Source organism: Bradyrhizobium sp. (assembly GCF_035652035.1).
Lineage (GTDB): Bacteria > Pseudomonadota > Alphaproteobacteria > Rhizobiales > Xanthobacteraceae > Bradyrhizobium.
The window spans coordinates 88,358-108,796 of record NZ_DASREO010000038.1; the positions used below are offsets into that span (position 1 = coordinate 88,358).

The following is a 20,439-nucleotide window of genomic DNA, read 5'->3' on the forward strand; positions in this document are numbered from 1 at the left end:
AGATTCCGGGCTCGCGCCGCGCGCCCCGGAATGACAAGGAATAGCGAATGACCACCACCAAAGACCCGCTCGTCTCCACCGAATGGCTGGCAGATCATCTGAAAGACGCCAACGTCAAACTGCTCGACGCGACCTTCAAGCTGCCGGGCATCCTGCCACTGCCAAAGGACGACTATCTCGCCGCTCACATTCCGGGCGCGGTCTATTTCGATGTCGATGCGGTGTCCGATCATTCCGATCCGTTGCCGCACATGTTTCCGAGCGCCGAACAGTTCGGCCGCGATGTCGGCGCCCTCGGCGTTTCCAACGCCGATACGCTGGTGATCTATGACTCCGGTGGCTGGGTTGCCGCACCTCGCGTGTGGTGGATGTTTTTGTCCTACGGCCATCGCGACGTCCGCATTCTCAATGGCGGCCTGAAGAAGTGGCGCGCTGAGGGGCGTCCCGTCGAGAGCGGCGAGGTGACGGCGAAGCCCGCCACGTTCAAGGCGAGCTATGACGCTAGGCGCGTCCGTTCGATCGAGCAGATGATTGCCAATGTCGCCAGCCGCGCCGAGCAGGTGATCGATGCCCGCGCCACCGAGCGCTTCGAAGGCCGTGCGCCCGAGCCGCGCCCCGGCATCCGTTCGGGCCACATCCCCGGCGCTCTCAATTTGCCCTACAACAACCTGTTCGATGCAGCGACCGGCACCATGAAGCCGCTTGATGATCTGAAAAAGGCCTTTGCCGGCGCCGGCGTCGATACCGCAAAGCCGATCGTGACGAGTTGCGGGTCGGGCGTCTCGGCGGCGGTGCTGACGCTCGCGCTCTATCGGCTCGGTGTCGAAAACACCGCGCTCTATGACGGCTCGTGGTCGGAGTGGGGCAAGGCCGACGGTCCGGCGATCGCGACCGGGCCCGCGTAATCGAATTATTACCGCGGCGCAGACGTTGCGAAGCTCTGCTGCGGTTGCTGCGCGAACGTCTGCTGTGTGAACGGGTTGGCCTGCAACTGTTGCTGGGCCAGAAGCCGCGCGCGGGCAGCGGCGAGCCTGCGCCGATGCAGCGCGCGGCGCGCCTGCTGACGTTTCTTGATCACGCTTTCATCGGGCCTGGCGCGCGGCAGCTTCACCAGCCGCGCTTCGGGAACCGATTCAGTGTCTGTGATCTCAACCGGCGGGCCCCCGAGGGTTGCGATTTTCGTCATGGCGTCGCTGGTTTCGGTCGTCGCAGCCGGGGTTGTCGTCGCCGGTGGTGAAGCCTCCGCTGCCGAAGTGACGGGCTCGGCCTTGTCAGGCGCAGGCGCGGTCGGCGCAGCAGCAATTGGCTCGGCCTGAGCCGGGGCCGGCTCGCTCCTGACCATTGCGGCGTCGGAAGCTGCGAGCGCCGCCGTCTTTGTCTCACTGGATGTGGCCACGTCTGCGGCGGCTGGCGCGGCGGGCGCCACCTCAGGTGCCGGCGGATTTTCCGCAACCGGCGCAGGTGCGGGCGTGTCGGCAGGCTTGGCGATCTCTTCCTTGGCGGTCACTGGCTTTGCGATCTCCGTCACTGGCGCTTCCGCCGGCTGCAAAGCCGCGACCTGATCGCTGGTCATGGGTTCGGAGATCGCCGGCGCCGGCTCGGCGGGCGCGACGGCGACCTTGGCGGTGTCAGGCGCCTTCTCGGTCATCCGCTCGACGCGCAGGGTCGCCAGAACAGGCAGCGTCGTCTCGGGGCGCTGGGCAAACGGGACGTCGGGCGTCGCGCGCCAGGTTGAGTTGCTGGCGAAGGATTCGTGGGCGGCGCGAAACAGCGCAGCTGCGCCCAACCCGAAAATGAGGAGCGACAGGGACAGCATGATGGCTGCGAACAGGAAACGAAAACCGGGGAGCATGGCGCGCGTAATCTTGCGAAAGCGGGGCGGACGGGAACGCGGTGGCCACTAAAGTCAGACTTTGCCAACGATCCTTGATTCGCAAAACCGCCCGCCGGATGCGGGCGTTGGAAATTTAGGCCACTGGTGAAGCAGATTTGCCGCGCGCTGGTAGCGACGAATCACGCTCGATCAACAATAGCGCAACGGATTCGCGACGCTCGTTAAATCTGGTTCGCGTTTGCAATCAGCTTGCGCGCTGTCACTTCGTTGCCGCAGGTCTTCCCGGAAGCAAGGCCCGTCCGTTCATCTTCATGAGTGCGAAATGGTTCCACGATGAACGGCCAAAACGGCCCAAAATCAGTGTCTTGAAGGGGTCGTATCCGGCAGCAATACGGGGTATTTAGTCTTGAATGCGCCGCGATCTTCGGTCATCTGCCGTTAACGATCCGGTGGCGCCTTGGGGCTATACAAGAGCAATGATGAGCAATCGCATTCTGACGATTTGTGCCGCGGTTTCGGCCGTTCTGGCGGCGGAAACTGTGGGGACCTCGCTTGCATCCGCGCAGGGCTACCCGCCGGGGGGTGTCTATTCGCCTTCGCCGCAGCCCTATCCGCCTTATCCAACCGACTATCGCGCGCGTCCGCAGGATTTCGACTCGCTGGATGATGACGAAGGGCCAAGAGGGCTTTCGCCGCCCGGCGCAGTGCCGTCGCCGAACGACCCGCGCTATGCGCGCCGTCCCGTCTATCCGGACGACAGGCCGATCACCTCGCCCGACGATCCCCGCTATGGCCATGCCCCCGGCATGGCGCCGGCCTACTCGGGCCCGGTGATGTCGCCGGATGATCCGCGCTATGGCCGCCCCGCCGGTCCACCGCCGACCAATTACTCCGGCCCCGTGATGTCGCCGGACGACCCTCGTTACGGCCGTCCGATGCCGCCGCCCGGAAACTATTCCGGTCCCGTGATGTCGCCCGATGATCCGCGCTATGGCCAGCCCGCAGCGCCGGCGGTGATTTATGCCGACCGGCCCGCCGGTGCGCCGCAGCCTTACGGCGCGCCACCCGCTGGCGACGACCAGGCCCGGCCGCCCGGCGCCGTTGGAAATAATGTGACTGGCACCGTGCAGCCGCCGCAGGGCGCCGTACCCCCAGGTGCTCCGGACAACAGGTCGGTCAGTCTGCTGCCGCCGGAAGAGCAGCCGGAATCGGCGCCGGCCAATTTGCCGCCGAACCTGCGTCGGCAGGAAGTCAATTTCCCCACCAAGGAGCCGGCGGGCACGATCATCGTCGATACGCCCCACACCTACCTCTATTATGTGCTCGGAAATAACCGCGCCATCCGTTACGGCGTCCGTGTTGGCCGCGACGGTTTCACCTGGACCGGCGTGCAGAAGATCACCCGCAAGGCCGAATGGCCGGATTGGCATCCGCCGCCGGAGATGATCGATCGCCAGCCTTATCTGCCGCGCTTCATGGCCGGCGGCCCTGGCAATCCGCTCGGCGCGCGCGCGATGTATCTCGGCAGCACCGTCTACCGTATTCACGGTACCAACCAGCCGTCGACGATCGGCAAGTTCGTGTCCTCGGGCTGTATCGGCATGCTGAACGAGGACGTCTCGGACCTGTTCGACCGCGTCAAGGTCGGCACCCGCGTCGTGGTCTGGCCCGGCAACCCGCCGTCGGGAACCACCACGACGGCGTCCGCGGCACCGTTGCCGATGACCGGATCAAACATGGGGCCGGGCCAGGTGGCGCCGCCGCCGAGCGTCCCCGGAATTGCGCCCGCCACCTCGGTTCCGCCGCTGCCACCACCGGTGACAGTGCGCTAAAGCCAACTGATATCGAGAGAGTTACGAAAGAGCGCGCCGAACGGCGCGCTTTTTTGTTGCCGTCGGACGCGGCCTGACCGTCGTGCATCGTTCGGCTGGCGCTGATTTTTCCAAGGTGCCGCAAACACCTCGCGGCCTTCGACGTTGAGGTATCGAGGCCAGTCGCATGCACCCCGAACACAATTTGACCTACCCGCCGCTCAACACGCTCAAGGAAGTTGCCGAAGATGTCTGGATCATCGACGGCCCATTGATCCGGTTTGGTCGGGGCTGGTTCAAGTTCCCGTTTTCGACACGGGCGACGATCTTGCGACTTTCAGCCGACGATCTCCTTGTTCATTCCCCGACACCTCTGGTGCCGACGCTCGCGGACGCGATTGAAAAGATCGGCACGCCGAGATGGATCGTCGGGCCCAATCGGCTGCATTACTGGTGGATCTGGGAATGGCACGCCGCCTATCCGGACGCTGCAATCTATCTCGCGCCGAAAATCGAGCGGCAAGCCGGGACGCGTCTCGACTTCGCGTGGCTGCCGCTTGAGCGGGACGGCGGCTATCCCTGGGACGATTGGATCGAGACTCTTCCAGTTTCAGGCGGCTACATGACCGAAGTCGAGTTCTTTCATCGGCCTTCCCGCACCCTTGTGCTGACCGATTTAATCGAAAATTTCGAGACCGAAAAGCTTGAAACCCTTGCGATGCGGTTCTGGACGCGCGTCGGCGGCGTTCGCGACCCCGATGGCGCCATGCCGCGCGACATGCGCTTGAGTTTCTTGACGCGCAGGCGCGAGCTGAAGGCCGCCATCGAGCGCATGATGGAATGGAATCCGGAACGGATCATTCTCGCCCACGGTCGCTGGTACGACGCCAACGGCCGGGCCGAGTTGCAGCGGGCGTTTCGATGGATTCTCGACGCGTAGACGCAGACTACGCCAGCTTTCGCACCGGCTCGCCCTTGAGCCAGCCATCGACGCCTTCGACCATCTGGTTGTAGTGCGCGACGAAGGTTTCCTGCGTGGCGTAGCCGAGATGCGGCGTCAGCACGAGGTTGTCGAGCTTGCGGAAGGGATGGTCGACCGGCAGCGGTTCGACCGAGAACACGTCGACCGCAGCGCCTGCGATCTTGCGGGCTTTTAGCGTTTCCAACAGTGCCATCTCGTCGATAATCGGCCCGCGCGCGGTGTTGACGATGAAGCTCGTCGGCTTCATGCGCGCGAGATCGGCCGCCCCGACGAGACCGCGCGAGCGGTCGCTCAACACCACATGGATCGTGATGATGTCGGCGGTCGAGAACAGTTCCTCCTTGGTGGCGTAGGTCACGCCAACTTCCTTGCAGCGCTCTGCCGTCAGATTCGGGCTCCAGGCGATCACGTTCATCCCGAAGGCTTTCGCAAGCCCCGACACCTTGGCGCCGAGTTTGCCGAGACCAATGACGCCAAGGGTCTTGCCCTCGATCTCGATACCGATGTGCTTCTGCCAGAACTCGCCGGCATGCATGCGCGCACTCTCGCGGCCGATATTGCGGGTCAGTTCCAGGATCAGCCCCATGGTCAGCGGTGCGGTGGGATCCTTCGGCCAATGCGTGCCGCACAGCACGATGCCGCGATCCTTGACGGCCGCCATGTCGATCGAATTGTTGCGCATGCCCGAGGTGATCAGGAGCTTCAACTTGGGAAGGCGTTCGAGCACGGCACGCGGAAATGCCGTGCGCTCGCGCATCGCCAGGATGATCTCGAAATTCTCAAGTGCGCTGACCACGGCCTCGGCTGAGGCGAACGGCTTCTGGAAGACGGTCACATCGACGCGGTCCTCGACCCTGGACCAGTCCGCGACCTTTTGGGAGATATCGACATAGTCGTCGAGAATTGCACAGCGCAGCCGCGTCATGGAGGGGTCCGTTCATCGTGAGGGCGACGACGGCGCTTCGTCCACGCCGCCTTCAGAAGGGGCGCATGGTTGCGCGGCGCGCTTTTTCAGGCAAGCGCCTTATGGCCCAATTCTAACATTCGCACCCCTTCGCAGCGGTCACTTTTGCGAATGTTAGAATCAAAGGGCCTTAAGCATATATGGTTTCCAGTGGAGTTTCGGATTTGACATTCGCTTTCGGACTCGCGGCAAGGCGCTGAGCGAATGTCAAATCCACTCCACTGGTCATCAAAAATATGAGTGGACCTATGTCGGAGAGCCCGACGGGGGGCATCAAAGCGGGGTCAGTTATGACCGTGAAGAGCCGCCGCCTGCTTGGCGCGGCAGGCCGGGCCCGGTCCGCGCATATAGTGCAACTCGGGGCGGTAGGGGTCGAACGCCTTGGCGAAGAACGCGCCGAAGAAGGCCCGGATCCCGGCGAAGAGCTGGCTGTGCCCGTCACGGCGGTCCGCGGGGGAGGGGAGGGAAGCCATATCGATGATCGCCATGACGAATCCTGTCTTTTTTCCGGCGTCTTCTGACACGTTGGACGCCCCTTTTCGGCGTCGGGTTCGAGTTTCGGCCGCAACTTATTAAAAGAAGGTTTCAATTGTAGAGATCCGTGTTCCTACTGGTGAACAGAGGGAAAACTGGGCGGGCGTAGGGTTCAGAACTCCTTTCCAGGAGTGCGGAAAAAGGCGGCGAACCTCGGATTCGAGGCGCAGTACCGCTGATCTGGTTGCCCTTTGGGGCCCGCGCGGCTACATGAGCCGCTAGCTTTCATCCTTAAAAATCTCTTGATCCCAGGGACGTCGATGGCGCGCCAGTTCGTCTATTTCATGCAAGGGTTATCCAAGACCTATCCGCCCAACCGCAAGGTGCTGGATAACATCCATTTGTCGTTCTACCCCGACGCCAAGATCGGCGTGCTCGGCGTCAACGGTTCGGGCAAATCGACCCTGCTCAAGATCATGGCCGGCCTCGACAAGGACTATACCGGCGAGGCCTGGGTCGCCGAGGGTGCCCGCGTCGGCTACCTCGAACAGGAGCCGCACCTCGACGAGACCAAGACCGTCCGCGAGAACGTGATGATGGGCGTCGCCAAGCAGAAGGCGATCCTCGACCGCTATAACGAGCTGGCGGTCAACTATTCCGACGAGACCGCTGACGAGATGACAAAGCTGCAGGACGAGATCGAGGCCGCCGGCCTCTGGGACCTCGACAGCAAGGTCGATCAGGCGATGGACGCTCTGCGCTGTCCGCCCGACGATGCGGATGTGACGAAGCTCTCCGGCGGTGAGCGCCGCCGCGTCGCGCTCTGCCGCCTGCTGCTCGACCAGCCGGAATTGCTGCTGCTGGACGAACCGACCAACCATCTCGATGCGGAATCGGTGTCCTGGCTCGAAGGCCATTTGCGCAACTATCCCGGCGCAATCCTGATCGTCACCCACGATCGCTACTTCCTCGACAACGTCACGGGCTGGATTCTCGAACTCGATCGCGGCCGCGGTATCCCCTACGAGGGCAACTACTCGTCATGGTTGGGCCAGAAACAAAAGCGGCTCGAGCAGGAGAGCCGCGAGGAGGCGGCGCATCAGCGCACGCTCGCGCGCGAGCAGGAATGGATCGCGGCATCTCCGAAGGCACGACAGGCCAAGTCGAAGGCGCGTTATCAGCGCTATGAGGAGCTGCTGAAGCAGGCGAGCGAGAAGCAGACAACGACCGCGCAGATCACGATTCCCGTCGCCGAGCGGCTCGGTCAGAACGTGATCGATTTCGAGGGGCTCAGCAAAGCCTATGGCGATCGCGTCCTGATCGACAACCTTAGCTTCAAGCTGCCGCCGGGCGGCATTGTCGGTGTGATCGGTCCGAACGGCGCCGGCAAGACCACGCTGTTTCGCATGATCACCGGGCAGGAAAAGCCGGATTCCGGGACGATCACAATCGGCGAGAGCGTGCATCTCGGTTATGTCGACCAGTCGCGCGACGATCTCGACGGCAAGAAAACCGTGTGGGAGGAAATTTCCGGCGGCAACGAATTGATCCTGCTTGGCAAGCGCGAGGTCAATTCGCGCGGCTATTGCTCCTCGTTCAACTTCAAGGGCGCCGACCAGCAGAAGAAAGTGGGCGCGCTGTCAGGCGGTGAACGCAACCGTGTGCACCTCGCCAAAATGCTGAAGTCGGGCGCCAACGTGCTCTTGCTCGACGAACCCACCAACGATCTCGACGTCGACACCCTGCGTGCGCTCGAAGAGGCGCTGGAGGATTTCGCCGGCTGCGCCGTCATCATCAGCCACGATCGCTGGTTCCTCGACCGCATCGCCACCCACATGCTTGCCTTCGAGGGCGACAGCCATGTCGAATGGTTCGAGGGCAACTTCCAGGACTATGAGAAGGACAAGATGCGCCGGCTCGGTCAGGACTCCGTCATTCCGCACCGGGTGAAGTACAAGAAGCTGACGAGATAGGGGATTGGCGTCATTGCGAGGAGCCCGCGACAAAATTGCGAAGCAATTTTGCGCTGGAGCGACGAAGCAATCCAGGCTTTGGCCTCGAGTCCGACTGGATTGCTTCGCTTCGCTCGCAATGGCATTTTTGGCTATTGCTGCCCCCGCCCACGCCGCGCCCGATCCCGCCTTCACGCAGTTCGTCGCCTCATTGTGGCCGGAGGCGAAGGCGCACGGCGTGTCTCGCGCCACTTTCGACCGCGAGACCGCAGGCCTCGAGCCTGACTACAAGTTGCCCGACCTGATCCTGCCGGGACGCCCGGCAACCGGCGCACCGTCGCAGGCAGAGTTCGTGCAGGTGCCGGCCGATTACATCAAGGAAGCGTCGATCGCGCGGCTGGCGTCTGAGGGCCAAAAGCTGATGGCGAAATATCGCGCCTCTCTCGACGGCATCGAAAAACAGTTCGGCGTGCCCGCAGCCGTGATGCTCGCGATCTGGGGCCGCGAAACCGACTTCGGCCGCTATACGCTGCCTTATGACGGCGTGCGCGTGCTGGCGACGCAGGCCTATGTCGGTCGGCGCAAGGATACTTACCGCAACGAGTTCATTCTGGCGTTGAAGCTGATTAACGACGGCGAGGTGACGCGAAAGGACTTGCGCGCCTCATGGGCGGGCGCGACCGGGCTCACGCAATTCCTCCCGTCGGAATTTTACCAGCATGCGGTCGACTTCGACGGCGATGGCAAGAAGGACATCTGGCACTCGGTGCCGGATGCGCTCGCATCCGCTGCTGAACAGCTCGTCAACAAGGGATGGCGGCGCGGCGTGCGCTGGGCCTACGAGGTGACACCGCCCGCCAATGTCGACTGCACGACCGGCGTGCCGGAAGTGACGAAGCCGATCGGCGAATGGTTGCGCGAAGGTTTTGTGCCGGTGCGCGGGCTCAAATTGAGCGCGACCGAGCAGGCGGAAGAAGCCTCGCTGCTACAGCCGGAAGGAATTTATGGGCCGTCATTTCTGACGACGAAGAACTACTTCGTGATCAAGGAGTACAATTTCTCCGATCTCTATGTGCTGTTCGTCGGCCATCTTGCCGATCGCATGGCGAGCCCGCTTCCTTTCGCGACGCCGTGGTCGGCGTCGACGCAGCTCCGCACCAGGGATGTCGAGGCGATGCAACGCCAGCTCACGCGCATCGGTCTTTATGCCGACAAGATCGACGGCAAGGCCGGCATGCTCACGCGTTCCGCCGTCGGCGCCTATCAGAAAAAGGCGGGGCTGAAAGTCGATTGCTGGCCGAGCGAGGCCGTGTTGCGTTCGGTCGAGCAGGCGCGCTAGCACCCGAGCAGGCCGAGCGTCAGCGAGGCCGTTGGCGAACGGTGCAAATAAAACAACTCCTCTCGCCCAAACAAAAACCCGGCCGCGAGGCCGGGCTTTCGAAGATCGAACTGCGCGTAAAATCAGTCGCAGTACTGCACGCGGCGGAAGCGCCAGTCGTAACCGTCCCAATAACGCTCACGCACCCAGCGGCAGGGATACGGGCCGGGCGCGACATAGACCGGAGCCGGCTGCTGGCTCGCGATTGCGCCGCCGACGATTGCTCCGCCGATGATGCCGCCGGCAATCGCAGCACCAAGTGCGCGCTGGGCGTTGGCCGGGGTCGTGCTGAGCGCGCCGGCGACTGTCGCAACCGCAAGCAGCGCAGCAAATGACTTCTTCATGTTCGAGACTCTCCTGGAGATGCGGCGCTCGTAAGCGCCAGGGGGATTAAGGAAGCAAGGGGGTTGGTCCGATTCGCACGCCGAGCCTGCAATGTACTCTGTCGCCAACGAAGCGCACAACGTTCAAGCCGCAGTGAACGGCTTCAGGACATTCGCCCAGAAAACGGTTTTTTCGGGCCAACATTGCCCGTGGCGCTACGGAAATCAGGCGAGATGGGGGGCCATCTCGCCTGATTTAATCAAGATGAACGGTTCTCAGTCGCAAACCTGCACGCGGCGGATACGCCAAGCGTAGCCATCCCAGAAGCGCTGGCGCTGCCAGTAGCATCCATAAGGGTCGGCGGCGACATAGGCCGGACCACCGTAATAGGGGCCGGGGCCGTAATAATAGGGGCCAGGGCCATAGCCGTACGGGCTCGCGGCAATCGCGCCGCCGACGATGGCGCCGCCGATCAGGCCGCCGGCAATGGCCGCGCCAAGGGCGCGTTGCGCATGGGCGGGGCTTGCAGCCGAGAAGGCCAAGGTGGCGACAGTGGCCAGTGCCACCAGTGTTTTTCTCATGGCATCACCTTTCTGATTGAACACGAGACTGCGCATAAAGCGGTCCGTCCGCAAGAAGTTCCACATTTCACTTGAATGATCAATGAACGGCGTCGTCATAATACCGGCTGAATTCAGCATGTTCGGCAAGTATTGTGCAGTGCACAATCGTGGCTTGGCGATGTGCGGGATATCCGGTTGGGAAAGACCAAATTTGGGAGGCGATGGTGGAGGCGGCGGGGTTGGTGACTGAGGGCGTGGCCTTTGACCAGGGCTGTTTGATCCGGCGCAATGCGCCTGTTTAGATTCATTCCAGTGTAAGCCGCCTATCAGTTTGGAATTGCTACAAAACTCTTGTTTTGCCTTTGCATCCGCCGGCGTCCTTCAATACGTAAATGCCGAGCATCACCGCATCACTTGAAGAGCCTCCCGCTTTAATGATCGTCTGTTCCTGCAATGTGTTGAGCGACCACGACGTCCGCAGTGCCGTCGAGGAAGCGCAAGACCTTCCCCGCAACGCCAAGCAACTCTACGGCTGCCTCGGATGCAGCGCCGAGTGCGGCCGCTGCGCGCGCACGATCAAGTCCATTATCGACGAAGCGCTGGGCGCCTGCGCCAAGGCGTGCTGCGCTGGCTGTCCGCACAGCCATGCGGCGCATCACCAACACGCCGATACCGACCTCTCCCTCGCAGCCGTCGGCTGAGTTTTCGGAACCGATCGCGGCCTCGCCGTTTCTGCGGAAGCTGCCCGCGCGATTCTCGCTCCGCCAAACCGCTTAAACTTTGGCGGATGATGCGCTACAGCATGAACCGGACGGGCCGCTAACCGGCCTTACAGAGAGGCACCATGCAAGGCGACGCCAAGGTCATCGACTATCTCAACAAGGGTTTGCGCCACGAACTCACGGCCATCAACCAGTACTGGCTGCATTACCGGCTGCTGGGCAATTGGGGCCTGTTGGATATGGCCAAGACCTGGCGCAAGGAATCCATCGAGGAGATGGAACACGCCGACAAGCTCATCGATCGCATCATCTTCCTCGACGGCTTTCCGAACATGCAGGTGCTCGATCCGCTTCGGATCGGCCAGAATGTCAAGGAAGTCATCGATTGCGATCTCGCCGCCGAGATCAGCGCGAGGGCGCTTTATCAGGAAGCCGCAACCCATTGTCACGCCGTGAAGGATTACGTCTCGCGCGACCTGTTCGAGCAGCTGATGAAGGACGAGGAACACCACATCGACTTCCTCGAAACCCAGATCGACCTGATCGGCCGGATCGGGCTCGAACTCTACACCCAGAAGCATGTCGGCGGGCTCGAGGGCGGGGAGCACTAGCGCTTTCCGTCATTGCGAGCGCAAGCCAACGGGTCGCGCGAATGCGCGCCCGATGACAGGCTCCGCAATCCAGTCGTTCCGCAAGCGAAGATTCTGGATTGCTTCGTCGCTCCAGCGCAAAATTGCTTCGCAATCTTGTCGCGGGCTCCTCACAATGACGATGATGGCTTCCGCGCGCGCGTATGGGTCCCGGCCTTCGCCGGGACGACATTGATAATCACAACTGCGTCTTGTAGCGCGCCTCGACCGCGGCCTGAGTTTCCGGTTCGCCCAGGCTCGTCTGCTCGTGGATGATCTGGCTGATCGACGGGAACGTTGCGCGCTCGACCTGCGTGTCTTTCGACCACAGTTTTGAGCGCATCAGCGCCTTGCCGCAGTGGAAGTAGGCTTCGGCTACCTCGATGCGCAGCACGGCGCGCGGCAGCTTGCCGAATTCTTCCATCGCCGCAAGCAAGGCGGGGTCGGTCGTGACTGCGCCTTTGCCGCCAACGCGCAGCGTCTCGTCGAGGCCGGGCACGAAAAAGATCAGCTGCAGCAGGCCGGTTCCTTCGACGATGTTCTTGAAGCTGTCGATGCGGTTGTTGCCGGGGCGATCGGGCATTAGCAGCCGGTTGGGGCCGTCGACATGGATAAAGCCGGGATGGCCGCCGCGCGGGGAAGCATCGACGCTGCCGTCGGTGCCCGATGTCGCCAGCACGCAGAACGGCGACGTCTCGATGAATTTTCGCGCGTGACTGTCGATCTCCGGCCGCGCTTTTGCGATCACCCGCGCGGTCGGCTTGGCATAGATCGTGGCGAGGTCTTCCGATGTGATGTCGGTCAAGGCTGTTCTCCCGTCGCTTTGCGCCAGATTAGCAGCCCATACCTAGCGCAGCAATTCTTCGATCTGCTCCTTGTAGAACTTCGCGCTCGCCGTGGTGCCGTGGCCGCGCGTCTCCGATGACGCGGGGATCAGATAGAGCTTGCCGTGCTTGAGCTGTTTGATCGCCTCAAGCGTCACGCCGGTCTCCGGCGGATTGCGCTCGTCGTCGGCTGCGTTGATCGCAAGCAGCTTGGCTTCGATCCGTGAAAGTCCGCCCGACGCATCGTAATCGTGCGAGGCCTCCCATTGGTAGATGAAGTCGTTGGCGTCTGTTGCGACCCCCGCCGCCAGCCGCTCGTCGACCATGTGATCGGCCTTCGCGGCCGTTGGCGCCTCGTCCTGATAGGCGAGCGTGCCGCCGGAGCTCGCGAAACCATAGGCTGCGATCGCATATTTCATCAGGCGCGGCTGGCTCGCATAGTTGCCGTTGTTGTAATCGGGGTCGTTGCGAATGGTTTCGAGCATCATCCGTCGCAGGATCCAGTTGCGCGCCGCCATCGCCGTGGGCTGCGAGGCCATCGGCACGGCAACGTCCATCATGCCAGGATATTTTTCCGCCCACAGCCAGGTGTGCATACCGCCCATGGAATTGCCGATCACAAGCCGCAAATGTTTGATGCCGAGGCCTTCCTTGACGAGGCGGTATTGCGCCTCGACCATGTCGTCATAGTCGTATTTCGGGAAGGCGGTCTTCATGCCGTCCGACGGCTTGGACGATTTGCCGTGGCCGATGCCGTCGGGAATGATGATGTAGTATTTCGCGGCGTCGAGCGGAGCGCCCGCGCCGAACAATTCGCCGGCAAAGCCCGAAGTCAGCATGCTTGCGGCGGAACCGCCGGAGCCATGCAGCACCAGCACCGGCTGGCCGGTCGGCTCGCCGACCGTCGTGTAGTGCAGCTTCAGCTCGGCCATCACTTCGCCGCCGTGAAACTTGAAATCATGCGCGACGAAGTCGCCTTGTTTTGGTGGCGGATAGTCGGCGGCGAGGGCGGCCGTTCCCGATAAGGCCGAAAAAATCGCTGAGAGCAGGAAGGCGCGGAGCTGACGCATCGGAAATATGCCTTTTTTGAATTTGCGGGCCGAGCGAAGGCCACTATTCTAGGCGGAGTTCGATGGAGATCAAAATGTGCCGAAACATCAAGACGCTGTTCAACTTTGAGCCGCCGGCGACCGACGACGAAATCCACGCCTCCGCCTTGCAGTTCGTGCGCAAGCTGTCCGGCTTCAACAAGCCGTCGGCTGCCAATGAAGCCGCCTTCAACCGTGCGATCGAGGACGTTTCAGCAGCCGCGCACCGCCTGCTGACCTCGCTGCACACGCATGCGCCGGCGCGCGATCGGGCGGTGGAAGCCGAGAAGGCGAAAGAGCGCTCGCGGCTCCGCTTCGGATAGCGACAAGGGCTCGCCATGGCCTGGTATGTCAATGTCGGCTGGTTCTTTGCTTTGGCAAGGTGCGGAAAGACGCGCCGCGCCCGAAGCAGCTATTTCTTGTCTTTCTTCCGTTTGTGCTTCTTGTCCTTTTTATCCTTCTTGTCCTTCTTGTCTTTTTTCTTCCGTTTCTTGTCATGGTCCTCGTCGTCGCCTTCGTCGAACAGGACCTCGTCATGATCCTGTTCGGCAAGCGCAGCGAGCGTCATCGCTTCACGGTCTGCCGTTTCGATCGCCTCGCGCTCGCGCTGACGCTTGTAATCCTCATAGGCGTCGAACAGTTGGTGCAGCCATGGCAGTACCTGTTCGATGGAAGGTAGTTGACCGGCCGGCCCAGGCTCACCGCGCGGTCCTTTCTCACCTTGCACGCCCGCCTTGCCCTGCGGGCCAGGATCGCCGCGCTTGCCTTGCGCGCCCGGTCTTCCCGGCTTGCCCTCCTTGCCGCGCGGACCTTCCGGCCCAGGCCGGCCAGGATGTCCCTGCGGGCCGGGCGGTCCCTGACGCCCGATCAAACTATTCGCCACTGAGGTTTCTCCTGGTGATCTCCAGTGGTCTGATTCTAACATTCGCATCCCTTCTCAGCGGGCACTTTTGCGAATGTTAGAATCGTAAGACCACCGGCAAATATATGTTTCTGGTGGAGTTTAGGATTTGACATTCGCTAGCCAATTCGCGGCCGGACGGGAAGCGAATGTCAAATCCACTCCACCAGGTTAACTCTAACTCTTAGCAGACCATCAACGACACCAGCAATTGTACAGGGGATTGATCAACATCAATCGTAAACCTCGCTCGGTCTAGCATGAGCCAAGGGTGGCAATGCGAGGCATAACGATGAACGAGGGCTGGAAGGTATTTTGGCTGTTCGCTGCGGTGTTCGCCGTGGCATTTGGCGCCGAGCACACATTCGTTGCCGACGTGGTGCCGGTCGCATTCGCCGATCTGCCGCAGCCGCTGTGGGCGGTCTTGACTGCCATGGTGTTGCGCGCGCTCGAACTGATATCGGGCAGCGTGGCGCTGATCGCGCTGATCTTGATGTGCGGCGTCTGGGCCGATCACTTGCGGCAGGTTCAGATCAGCGCGAAGGACCGGCTGAAGGCGCGCTTCATCGAAAAGTAGCGCTGCATCAGATCGCGCGATAGCCGCCGTCCGCCATCACGATCGATCCCGTCACGTAGGACGACAGGTCGGAGGCGAGAAAGATCGCGGGCCCGACGATGTCCTTCGGCTTGCCTGCGCGCCCGAGCGGCGTGTGATCCATGAAGATCTTTACCAGCTCCGGATTGTTGGCGCGCACGGCGGCATTGAGCGGAGTCTCGATCAGGCCCGGGCCGATCGCATTAACGCGCACGCCGTACTTGCCGAGTTCGGCAGCAAGCGCGCGGGTGAAGCCTAGCACGCCATGCTTGGAGGTGGTGTAGGCCGGTGAGTTCGGCGTGCGCACATGCACGAACGACTGGATGGACGCGATGTTGACGATGCGCCCTTTGCTAGCGCGCAGGGGCTCGAGGAAGGCATGCGTCACGTTGAACACGCCGTTGAGATTGATCGAGATGATGTCTTCCCAGTCCTTGATGACGGCCGAAGCCTCGCCGGCAAAGGCGTTGCGGCGATTGATGCCGGCATTGTTGACGAGGATCGAGACCTGCCCGACCTGTTCGCCGACGAGCTTCGCGATATCAACGCAGTCGTCGCGCTTCGTGACGTCGAGCCGGTAACTGGAAGCCCGGCCACCCGAGCGACGAATATCTTCCGCAGCTTCCTCCGCCGCCTGCGCATTGATATCGAGGAGGACGACCTGCGCGCCTTCTTTGGCGTAACCTGACGCGATGGCGAGGCCGATGCCGGAGGCTGCTCCCGTGACGACGGCGATATGGTTTTCGAGAAGTCCAGGCATCGTTTCCTCCACTCGATTTTTCGCGAGAGCTTAACAACTCTGTCGCAATCGCCACAGCGCTTTCTCGACAATTCGGCTCAAATTGGCGGCAACCGCAACGGAAAATTTTATCTTTATGTAGTGCTTAATTGCGCGGGTGGTTCGCCATGGATCAACGCATCACGCAATGGAAGCTCGAGCTCGACCGCATCTGGTCGGCGCATGCGCCTGACTATGGTGATGCGGTGGAGCTTGCACACCGCATCGCAACGCTCAGCGAGGACGAAGCGCTGCGTCAGGCCGCTTCCCAGGCGCTGCCTATTCTGCGGTCTGCCGCACAGGCCGGCGCCGATCACGCAACCTGCGTTGCCGCGCGGCGGCGGCTCGGCGTCATGCACGAGGTGCTGGTTGCGCTCACCACCCCGCAATTCGGGCGGCGACAAGCCTTGCCCAAAATGTTGACGATAGAAGAGCGTTCCCGCGAGCTTCTGGGATTGCCGTTCGGCTGTCGCCTCTCCGAGAGTGAAATTCATCGCGCCTACAAGCTGCTCGCCAAGCGCGCTCATCCGGATGCCGGCGGCAGCGAGGAAGCGTTCCTGCGGATCACGGCGGCGCATGATGCCCTGATGAGGGAGCGGCGTGCGCCGCGCCGCTAGTGTCCCGATTCCGAAGTTCGTCGCATTATCGGAGCCACGTTTCGAACTTCGGAATCGAAGGGACACTAGAAACCTGTTGATCCAGTGTGGCTTTGGTTCAGAAGTCCGCATGGCGAACCCTGCGCACCAATGATGCGGACTTCTGAACCGCCACACCAGGCGAGCTGGTCCACGTCAGTGATAGCGCGCGGTATAGCTGTAGAAGGGCGGGCAGCTCTTGCCGATCCTGGCGTCGCCCGCGTCGTCGAGGAAGACGACGTCGAGATGCGCCTCGGTGTTGAACAGGGCGCCAAAGGCGCGGTCCATCTGAAGCGCGAGCGTGCCGTTCTCTTGTCTGTCGCGTGTCAAAAGACCGAGCAGGACGCCGCCGGTGGTGCCGTCATCGTAACGCACGCGCGCAAGATAGGCACGCGCCACGCCGGCATTGAGATCGAGCAGCACGGTGATGGCTTCCTTCAGCCGCCGCTCATGCGCGCCATCCTGTTCGCCGATGAAGGTGATGTCGGTTGCGGAGAATTGATGCAGCATCAAGTACTCCCGAAGGCCCCTGAAGACGCGAAGATGGGCACGAAGCATCAACGCGCTTCCGTGCCCACCGTTCCGCCGATCGATTCGGTATTACAGAGCGCAGTAGCCCTTGTGCAGCAGCCAGCCCTTGACCGCGACAGCGCGCTCGAAGGTCGCCTGGCGATGGGTCATGACGGTGTAGTGCACCGGCCACGGCGTGGTCGGGATGCCGTTGTCCCAGACCTGGCAGAAGCCGGTGTCGGCGTACTTGATCACGTGGTAGGGCGCGGCTTGCGCCGGGCTCGTCGCGACGAACGCGGTGGCAGCGACGACAGCGGCAGCGGCAAGGGTTCGGATGTGATGCACAGTTATCTCCTAAAGTAATCGTTGGTGATCCGCTGGACCTGCTAATGGAGGTCTTTCGCGGGGGTGTGTCTTCCGGACCTTAAGGGATCGGCCCGAATGGTCATGAGTGTCGCGAGCCATGGAACCGGTTCAATCCGGAAGGATTTCAAAACGGTTTCAAAATGATGTCGTCGAGGTTGCAAACCTTCTTCCGTTGGCGCACAAGCGGCTTCCGCTGGCGCATGGGGCGGGCAGAAGCGAGGTCATGTTGATGAGTGCCAGCGAAGAGAAGGTTAATCCGGTCAAGCCGGAGCGGCTGCATCAGGCGCTCGGCGTTTACCAGATGGCGCTTGTTGAAAAGCCGGCGGACGACGGCGCAGACGCCTCAAGCCCGGCCGATAGACCGGACAGCCTCCGCGGCTTGCGCGCCGTGCAGCGCGAATTTCCCGACGCAGCGGAGTTTCAAAGCCTGAGCGTCCGCCTCAAGCATTTCACCGAAGTCGTCAGCGACAGGAAGCTGATCAAGTGGGGCATGGTCAAGCACTCCGAGGGCGGCCTCGAAATTCACGACGCCGTCGTCAATGCGCTGGCGGCTGCGCCCTTCCGCAAATCCGGTGTGCTCGACAAGGACGTCTTCCACGAACTGGTCAAGGCCGAATTCAACCGCCTGGAAGCGGCAGAGAAGGCGTAAGGGCTGTCACCCGTCCGATGGCGTAGCGACGGCAACGGTTTGAGCGCCATCGCTCGCGACACTCCGTCGCTGCCATGCTTCAAAGCCGAACATGCCGACAACCATTGCCGCGACGAAAGCGACGATCGGCGCGCTCAGGCCTTCGAGATTGACCAGCGCCGGACCCGGACAGATGCCGACAAGACCCCAGCCGACGCCAAACAGCGCCGAACCGATCACAAGCGGCGCATCGACATCGCTGCGCGAGGGCCAGGCAAAGCGCTGCGCCAACAGCGGCGCATTCCGACGCCGCGCCAGCACAAAGCCTATGCTGGTAACGGCGACCGCGCCCGCCATCACAAAGGCCAGCGTGGCGTCCCACGCGCCGAAGACGTCGAGGAAGCCGAGCACTTTTTCCGGTTCGGTCATGCCGGAGATCAAAAGTCCCAGTCCGAAGACAAGACCGCAACCAAAACTCGCGAGGATGAGCGCCATGATATCAGCCTCCAACACCGTGGCGAACGACCGCGACCGTGATGAACGCGACGCCCATGAACACCAGCGTCGCCACGATCGAGCGGGTTGAGATGCGCGCGAAGCCGCAGACGCCGTGGCCCGACGTGCAGCCATTGCCCATCCGGCTGCCGAACCCGACCAGAAGCCCCGCGGCGGCGTAGAGCACCAGATTTGACGACGACAGCCGCGCGGCGCCCGGCGTGCCGAACAGCGGGCCGATCAGCGCCGCCGCGATCAGCCCGGCGATGAAGGCAAGCCGCCAGCCGCGGTCGCTGTTTGCGGTCAATGATCCGCCGAGCATGCCGGAAACGCCAGCCAGGCGTCCGGCCGATAACATCAACAGCGCGGAGGCAAGCCCGATCAACGCGCCGCCGATCAGTCCGCTCAGGGGTGTAAAATGATGCATTTTCTGACTCTCCCGTGGGCCTGCGGCTCCCGAATTGCCACGATAGGAGCTGGTTTGGTTGGCGCCAATGCCTTTTTCTCGGCTTGTTCGATCGGCTAAAGTCCGCCCCGCTTGAGATTCGACAGCTTTGAAAAAGCGCCAACCCCGGGGGAACCTATGAAATTGTCATCCGCCTTCCGCGTCATCGTCCTTGCGCTCGTTGCCTTCGTGGGCCTTTCGGCCTCCGCAGGCGCCGACGAAGGCTACGTGCAGCTCACGATCTACAAGGGCGGATGGATCATCGGCGGCAACGGCGGCGGCGGTGTGCTGGACTTCCACGGACGTCGCTATTCGCTCGGGATCGGCGGCATCGACTACGGCCTGGTGTTCGGAGGATCGCGCGCCGTGCTGCGTGGCCGCGTTCACAACATCTGGCGGCCGCAGGATATCGCCGGCGTCTATGCGGCGGGCGGCGCGGGCATTGTGGTCGGCGGCGGCGTGCGCGGCATCGCGCTCACCAATGCAAGGGGCGTCGTGCTCGAACTCGCAGGGACCCAGGTCGGCTTGATGGCGAATGCCGATCTGAGCGGCTTGGCGATCTCGCTGCACTAGAAGCTGGATCTAGCCGCCGGCGCGCTCGAAGATTTCGGCGGGCGTTACCGGCGGCGTGATCCCAAAGGTGTCACGCAACACCTCGCCCAGCTGATCGGCGTTTTGCAGCGTGCGCTCAGCCGTCACCTCGCCGTCGCGCGCTTCCGTCGACAGCGTGCGATCGACCAGCCGATAACGCCGCTCCCCCGAGAGCCGCTCCATGATCAGGCGGGTGGTGAGCGGGATGTTCGGGTTGGTCGACGTGAACCAGTTGCCGAGTTCGTAGTCGGACTGCAGCTGCGGCTGCAGGTCGAACACATACAGCGTGCGCCAGCCGCCCTGCCGCTTTGCATTCAGCCAGAGCAGGCCGTTGGATTGCGTGAGCCGGTACGTCCCCATCGCGGTGGATTGCTCGATGTCAGTCTTCATCTGCAACGGCGCATCGAGCAGGCAGGCGCCGAAGCCGGCGTCGGCGAGATAAGCGCCGTCGGCGAGATCGACCTTCAGCAACATGTGCGTCTTCGCCCCGAGCGGGCTGTCGGGCGGCGACATCCAGCGGACCCGCCCGGCAAGCCCGGTGACCTCAAAGCCGATCGCGGCAAGTGCGGCCCGGAGCAGCAGGTTATGCTCATAGCAATATCCGCCGCGGCCTCCATCCACGAGCTTGGCCTGAATCGAGGCGAGGTCGAGTTTGACCGGGCGGCGCAGCAGGGGATCAAGTGCCTCGAACGGGATCGCATCGAGATGGGCGCGTTGCAGCGCCTGCAGCGTTGCGAGATCGGCTTTCAGCGGACCGCTGTATCCGATCCGCGCCAGATAGTTTTGCAGCCGAAATTCGCTATCCATGATGGGCGGCCCTGTGTGCTGGCGCTACTACCATGAGGACGGCATCAAAACCAGAAGGCCGGGCAATCGCCGGGCCTTCGTATTCCACTTTGCCTCATCCTGAGGAGCATCGCGGACCGCGATACGTCTCGAAGGATGACGGC

General features: G+C 62.4%; 26 protein-coding genes. 12 read left to right on the forward strand and 14 right to left on the reverse strand.

From position 1 onward, the window contains the following. Positions 1 to 47: 47 nt before the first annotated feature. Complete coding sequence (gene sseA / locus VFB05_RS12450) at positions 48 to 905, forward strand: 3-mercaptopyruvate sulfurtransferase (RefSeq protein ID WP_325012678.1); 858 nt, start codon at positions 48 to 50, stop codon at positions 903 to 905. A gap of 8 nt (positions 906 to 913) precedes the next feature. On the opposite strand, the gene VFB05_RS12455 is transcribed toward sseA, so the two are convergent. Next, positions 914 to 1,852: a hypothetical protein gene (locus VFB05_RS12455; protein WP_325012680.1), complete on the reverse strand. Its 939-nt coding sequence runs from the start codon at positions 1,850 to 1,852 to the stop codon at positions 914 to 916. A 458-nt stretch (positions 1,853 to 2,310) separates the two neighbouring features. Between VFB05_RS12455 and VFB05_RS12460 the strand changes: the two genes are divergently transcribed. Together VFB05_RS12460 and VFB05_RS12465 are read left to right on the forward strand one after the other, a co-directional pair. Beyond that, positions 2,311 to 3,666 (forward strand): L,D-transpeptidase, encoded by a 1,356-nt coding sequence (locus tag VFB05_RS12460; protein ID WP_325012682.1) that lies wholly within the window; start codon positions 2,311 to 2,313, stop codon positions 3,664 to 3,666. 166 nt (positions 3,667 to 3,832) lie between these two features. Next, positions 3,833 to 4,585 carry a DUF4336 domain-containing protein gene (locus VFB05_RS12465; protein ID WP_325012684.1) on the forward strand — a complete coding sequence of 251 codons (753 nt, stop codon included), beginning with the start codon at positions 3,833 to 3,835 and terminating at the stop codon, positions 4,583 to 4,585. A 7-nt stretch (positions 4,586 to 4,592) separates the two neighbouring features. On the opposite strand, the gene VFB05_RS12470 is transcribed toward VFB05_RS12465, so the two are convergent. Both VFB05_RS12470 and VFB05_RS12475 read right to left on the reverse strand, forming a co-directional pair. Beyond that, on the reverse strand, positions 4,593 to 5,552 hold the full coding sequence (locus tag VFB05_RS12470; RefSeq protein WP_325012686.1) for a D-2-hydroxyacid dehydrogenase family protein: 960 nt from the start codon (positions 5,550 to 5,552) through the stop codon (positions 4,593 to 4,595). Between the two features lie 323 nt (positions 5,553 to 5,875). Then, positions 5,876 to 6,079, reverse strand: a complete 204-nt coding sequence (locus VFB05_RS12475) for a hypothetical protein (protein ID WP_325012688.1) — start codon at positions 6,077 to 6,079, stop codon at positions 5,876 to 5,878. Between the two features lie 306 nt (positions 6,080 to 6,385). On the opposite strand from VFB05_RS12475, the gene ettA reads away from it, so the two are divergent. Then, positions 6,386 to 8,038 carry an energy-dependent translational throttle protein EttA gene (gene ettA / locus VFB05_RS12480; protein ID WP_325012690.1) on the forward strand — a complete coding sequence of 551 codons (1,653 nt, stop codon included), beginning with the start codon at positions 6,386 to 6,388 and terminating at the stop codon, positions 8,036 to 8,038. Between the two features lie 118 nt (positions 8,039 to 8,156). After that, positions 8,157 to 9,356, forward strand: a complete 1,200-nt coding sequence (locus VFB05_RS12485) for a lytic murein transglycosylase (protein ID WP_325012692.1) — start codon at positions 8,157 to 8,159, stop codon at positions 9,354 to 9,356. 122 nt (positions 9,357 to 9,478) lie between these two features. Here the strand turns inward: VFB05_RS12485 and VFB05_RS12490 are convergent, their stop codons facing one another. Both VFB05_RS12490 and VFB05_RS12495 read right to left on the reverse strand, forming a co-directional pair. Beyond that, complete coding sequence (locus VFB05_RS12490) at positions 9,479 to 9,739, reverse strand: hypothetical protein (RefSeq protein ID WP_325012694.1); 261 nt, start codon at positions 9,737 to 9,739, stop codon at positions 9,479 to 9,481. A gap of 255 nt (positions 9,740 to 9,994) precedes the next feature. Beyond that, on the reverse strand, positions 9,995 to 10,300 hold the full coding sequence (locus VFB05_RS12495) for a hypothetical protein (protein ID WP_325012696.1): 306 nt from the start codon (positions 10,298 to 10,300) through the stop codon (positions 9,995 to 9,997). Positions 10,301 to 10,716: 416 nt separating this feature from the next. Between VFB05_RS12495 and VFB05_RS12500 the strand changes: the two genes are divergently transcribed. After that, positions 10,717 to 10,983 carry a (2Fe-2S)-binding protein gene (locus tag VFB05_RS12500; RefSeq protein WP_325012783.1) on the forward strand — a complete coding sequence of 89 codons (267 nt, stop codon included), beginning with the start codon at positions 10,717 to 10,719 and terminating at the stop codon, positions 10,981 to 10,983. Between the two features lie 143 nt (positions 10,984 to 11,126). Continuing rightward, positions 11,127 to 11,615 carry a bacterioferritin gene (gene bfr, locus VFB05_RS12505; protein ID WP_325012699.1) on the forward strand — a complete coding sequence of 163 codons (489 nt, stop codon included), beginning with the start codon at positions 11,127 to 11,129 and terminating at the stop codon, positions 11,613 to 11,615. 217 nt (positions 11,616 to 11,832) lie between these two features. On the opposite strand, the gene VFB05_RS12510 is transcribed toward bfr, so the two are convergent. After that, the gene (locus VFB05_RS12510) at positions 11,833 to 12,438 is read right to left on the reverse strand and encodes a pyridoxamine 5'-phosphate oxidase family protein (RefSeq protein WP_325012701.1); all 606 of its coding nucleotides are present in this window, start codon (positions 12,436 to 12,438) and stop codon (positions 11,833 to 11,835) included. A gap of 42 nt (positions 12,439 to 12,480) precedes the next feature. After that, positions 12,481 to 13,527: an alpha/beta fold hydrolase gene (locus tag VFB05_RS12515; protein WP_325012703.1), complete on the reverse strand. Its 1,047-nt coding sequence runs from the start codon at positions 13,525 to 13,527 to the stop codon at positions 12,481 to 12,483. A gap of 74 nt (positions 13,528 to 13,601) precedes the next feature. Here VFB05_RS12515 and VFB05_RS12520 point away from each other — a divergent pair, with 74 nt between their 5' ends. Next, entirely contained in the window at positions 13,602 to 13,868 is a 267-nt protein-coding gene (locus tag VFB05_RS12520; RefSeq protein WP_325012705.1) for a DUF2277 domain-containing protein, read from the forward strand. Between the two features lie 89 nt (positions 13,869 to 13,957). Here VFB05_RS12520 and VFB05_RS12525 read toward each other — a convergent pair whose 3' ends face one another. Next, positions 13,958 to 14,428 carry a collagen-like protein gene (locus VFB05_RS12525; protein ID WP_325012707.1) on the reverse strand — a complete coding sequence of 157 codons (471 nt, stop codon included), beginning with the start codon at positions 14,426 to 14,428 and terminating at the stop codon, positions 13,958 to 13,960. A gap of 310 nt (positions 14,429 to 14,738) precedes the next feature. Between VFB05_RS12525 and VFB05_RS12530 the strand changes: the two genes are divergently transcribed. Continuing rightward, the gene (locus tag VFB05_RS12530) at positions 14,739 to 15,023 is read left to right on the forward strand and encodes a hypothetical protein (protein ID WP_325012709.1); all 285 of its coding nucleotides are present in this window, start codon (positions 14,739 to 14,741) and stop codon (positions 15,021 to 15,023) included. Positions 15,024 to 15,030: 7 nt separating this feature from the next. Here VFB05_RS12530 and VFB05_RS12535 read toward each other — a convergent pair whose 3' ends face one another. After that, positions 15,031 to 15,801, reverse strand: coding sequence for an SDR family NAD(P)-dependent oxidoreductase (locus VFB05_RS12535; RefSeq protein ID WP_325012711.1), 771 nt, complete (start codon positions 15,799 to 15,801; stop codon positions 15,031 to 15,033). 146 nt (positions 15,802 to 15,947) lie between these two features. Here VFB05_RS12535 and VFB05_RS12540 point away from each other — a divergent pair, with 146 nt between their 5' ends. Beyond that, positions 15,948 to 16,436: a J domain-containing protein gene (locus VFB05_RS12540; protein WP_325012713.1), complete on the forward strand. Its 489-nt coding sequence runs from the start codon at positions 15,948 to 15,950 to the stop codon at positions 16,434 to 16,436. Positions 16,437 to 16,610: 174 nt separating this feature from the next. On the opposite strand, the gene VFB05_RS12545 is transcribed toward VFB05_RS12540, so the two are convergent. Together VFB05_RS12545 and VFB05_RS12550 are read right to left on the reverse strand one after the other, a co-directional pair. Then, entirely contained in the window at positions 16,611 to 16,964 is a 354-nt protein-coding gene (locus tag VFB05_RS12545) for a hypothetical protein (RefSeq protein ID WP_325012714.1), read from the reverse strand. 90 nt (positions 16,965 to 17,054) lie between these two features. After that, positions 17,055 to 17,309, reverse strand: coding sequence for a hypothetical protein (locus VFB05_RS12550; RefSeq protein WP_325012717.1), 255 nt, complete (start codon positions 17,307 to 17,309; stop codon positions 17,055 to 17,057). A 250-nt stretch (positions 17,310 to 17,559) separates the two neighbouring features. Here VFB05_RS12550 and VFB05_RS12555 point away from each other — a divergent pair, with 250 nt between their 5' ends. Next, on the forward strand, positions 17,560 to 17,979 hold the full coding sequence (locus VFB05_RS12555; RefSeq protein ID WP_325012719.1) for a hypothetical protein: 420 nt from the start codon (positions 17,560 to 17,562) through the stop codon (positions 17,977 to 17,979). A 6-nt stretch (positions 17,980 to 17,985) separates the two neighbouring features. On the opposite strand, the gene VFB05_RS12560 is transcribed toward VFB05_RS12555, so the two are convergent. Together VFB05_RS12560 and VFB05_RS12565 are read right to left on the reverse strand one after the other, a co-directional pair. After that, positions 17,986 to 18,453 carry a DUF6691 family protein gene (locus tag VFB05_RS12560; protein WP_325012721.1) on the reverse strand — a complete coding sequence of 156 codons (468 nt, stop codon included), beginning with the start codon at positions 18,451 to 18,453 and terminating at the stop codon, positions 17,986 to 17,988. A 4-nt stretch (positions 18,454 to 18,457) separates the two neighbouring features. Then, positions 18,458 to 18,880: a YeeE/YedE family protein gene (locus VFB05_RS12565; protein WP_325012723.1), complete on the reverse strand. Its 423-nt coding sequence runs from the start codon at positions 18,878 to 18,880 to the stop codon at positions 18,458 to 18,460. 156 nt (positions 18,881 to 19,036) lie between these two features. Between VFB05_RS12565 and VFB05_RS12570 the strand changes: the two genes are divergently transcribed. Beyond that, on the forward strand, positions 19,037 to 19,471 hold the full coding sequence (locus tag VFB05_RS12570; protein WP_325012725.1) for a hypothetical protein: 435 nt from the start codon (positions 19,037 to 19,039) through the stop codon (positions 19,469 to 19,471). A 9-nt stretch (positions 19,472 to 19,480) separates the two neighbouring features. Here the strand turns inward: VFB05_RS12570 and VFB05_RS12575 are convergent, their stop codons facing one another. Then, the gene (locus tag VFB05_RS12575; protein WP_325012726.1) at positions 19,481 to 20,296 is read right to left on the reverse strand and encodes an arylamine N-acetyltransferase; all 816 of its coding nucleotides are present in this window, start codon (positions 20,294 to 20,296) and stop codon (positions 19,481 to 19,483) included. Between the last annotated feature and the right edge of the window lie 143 nt (positions 20,297 to 20,439).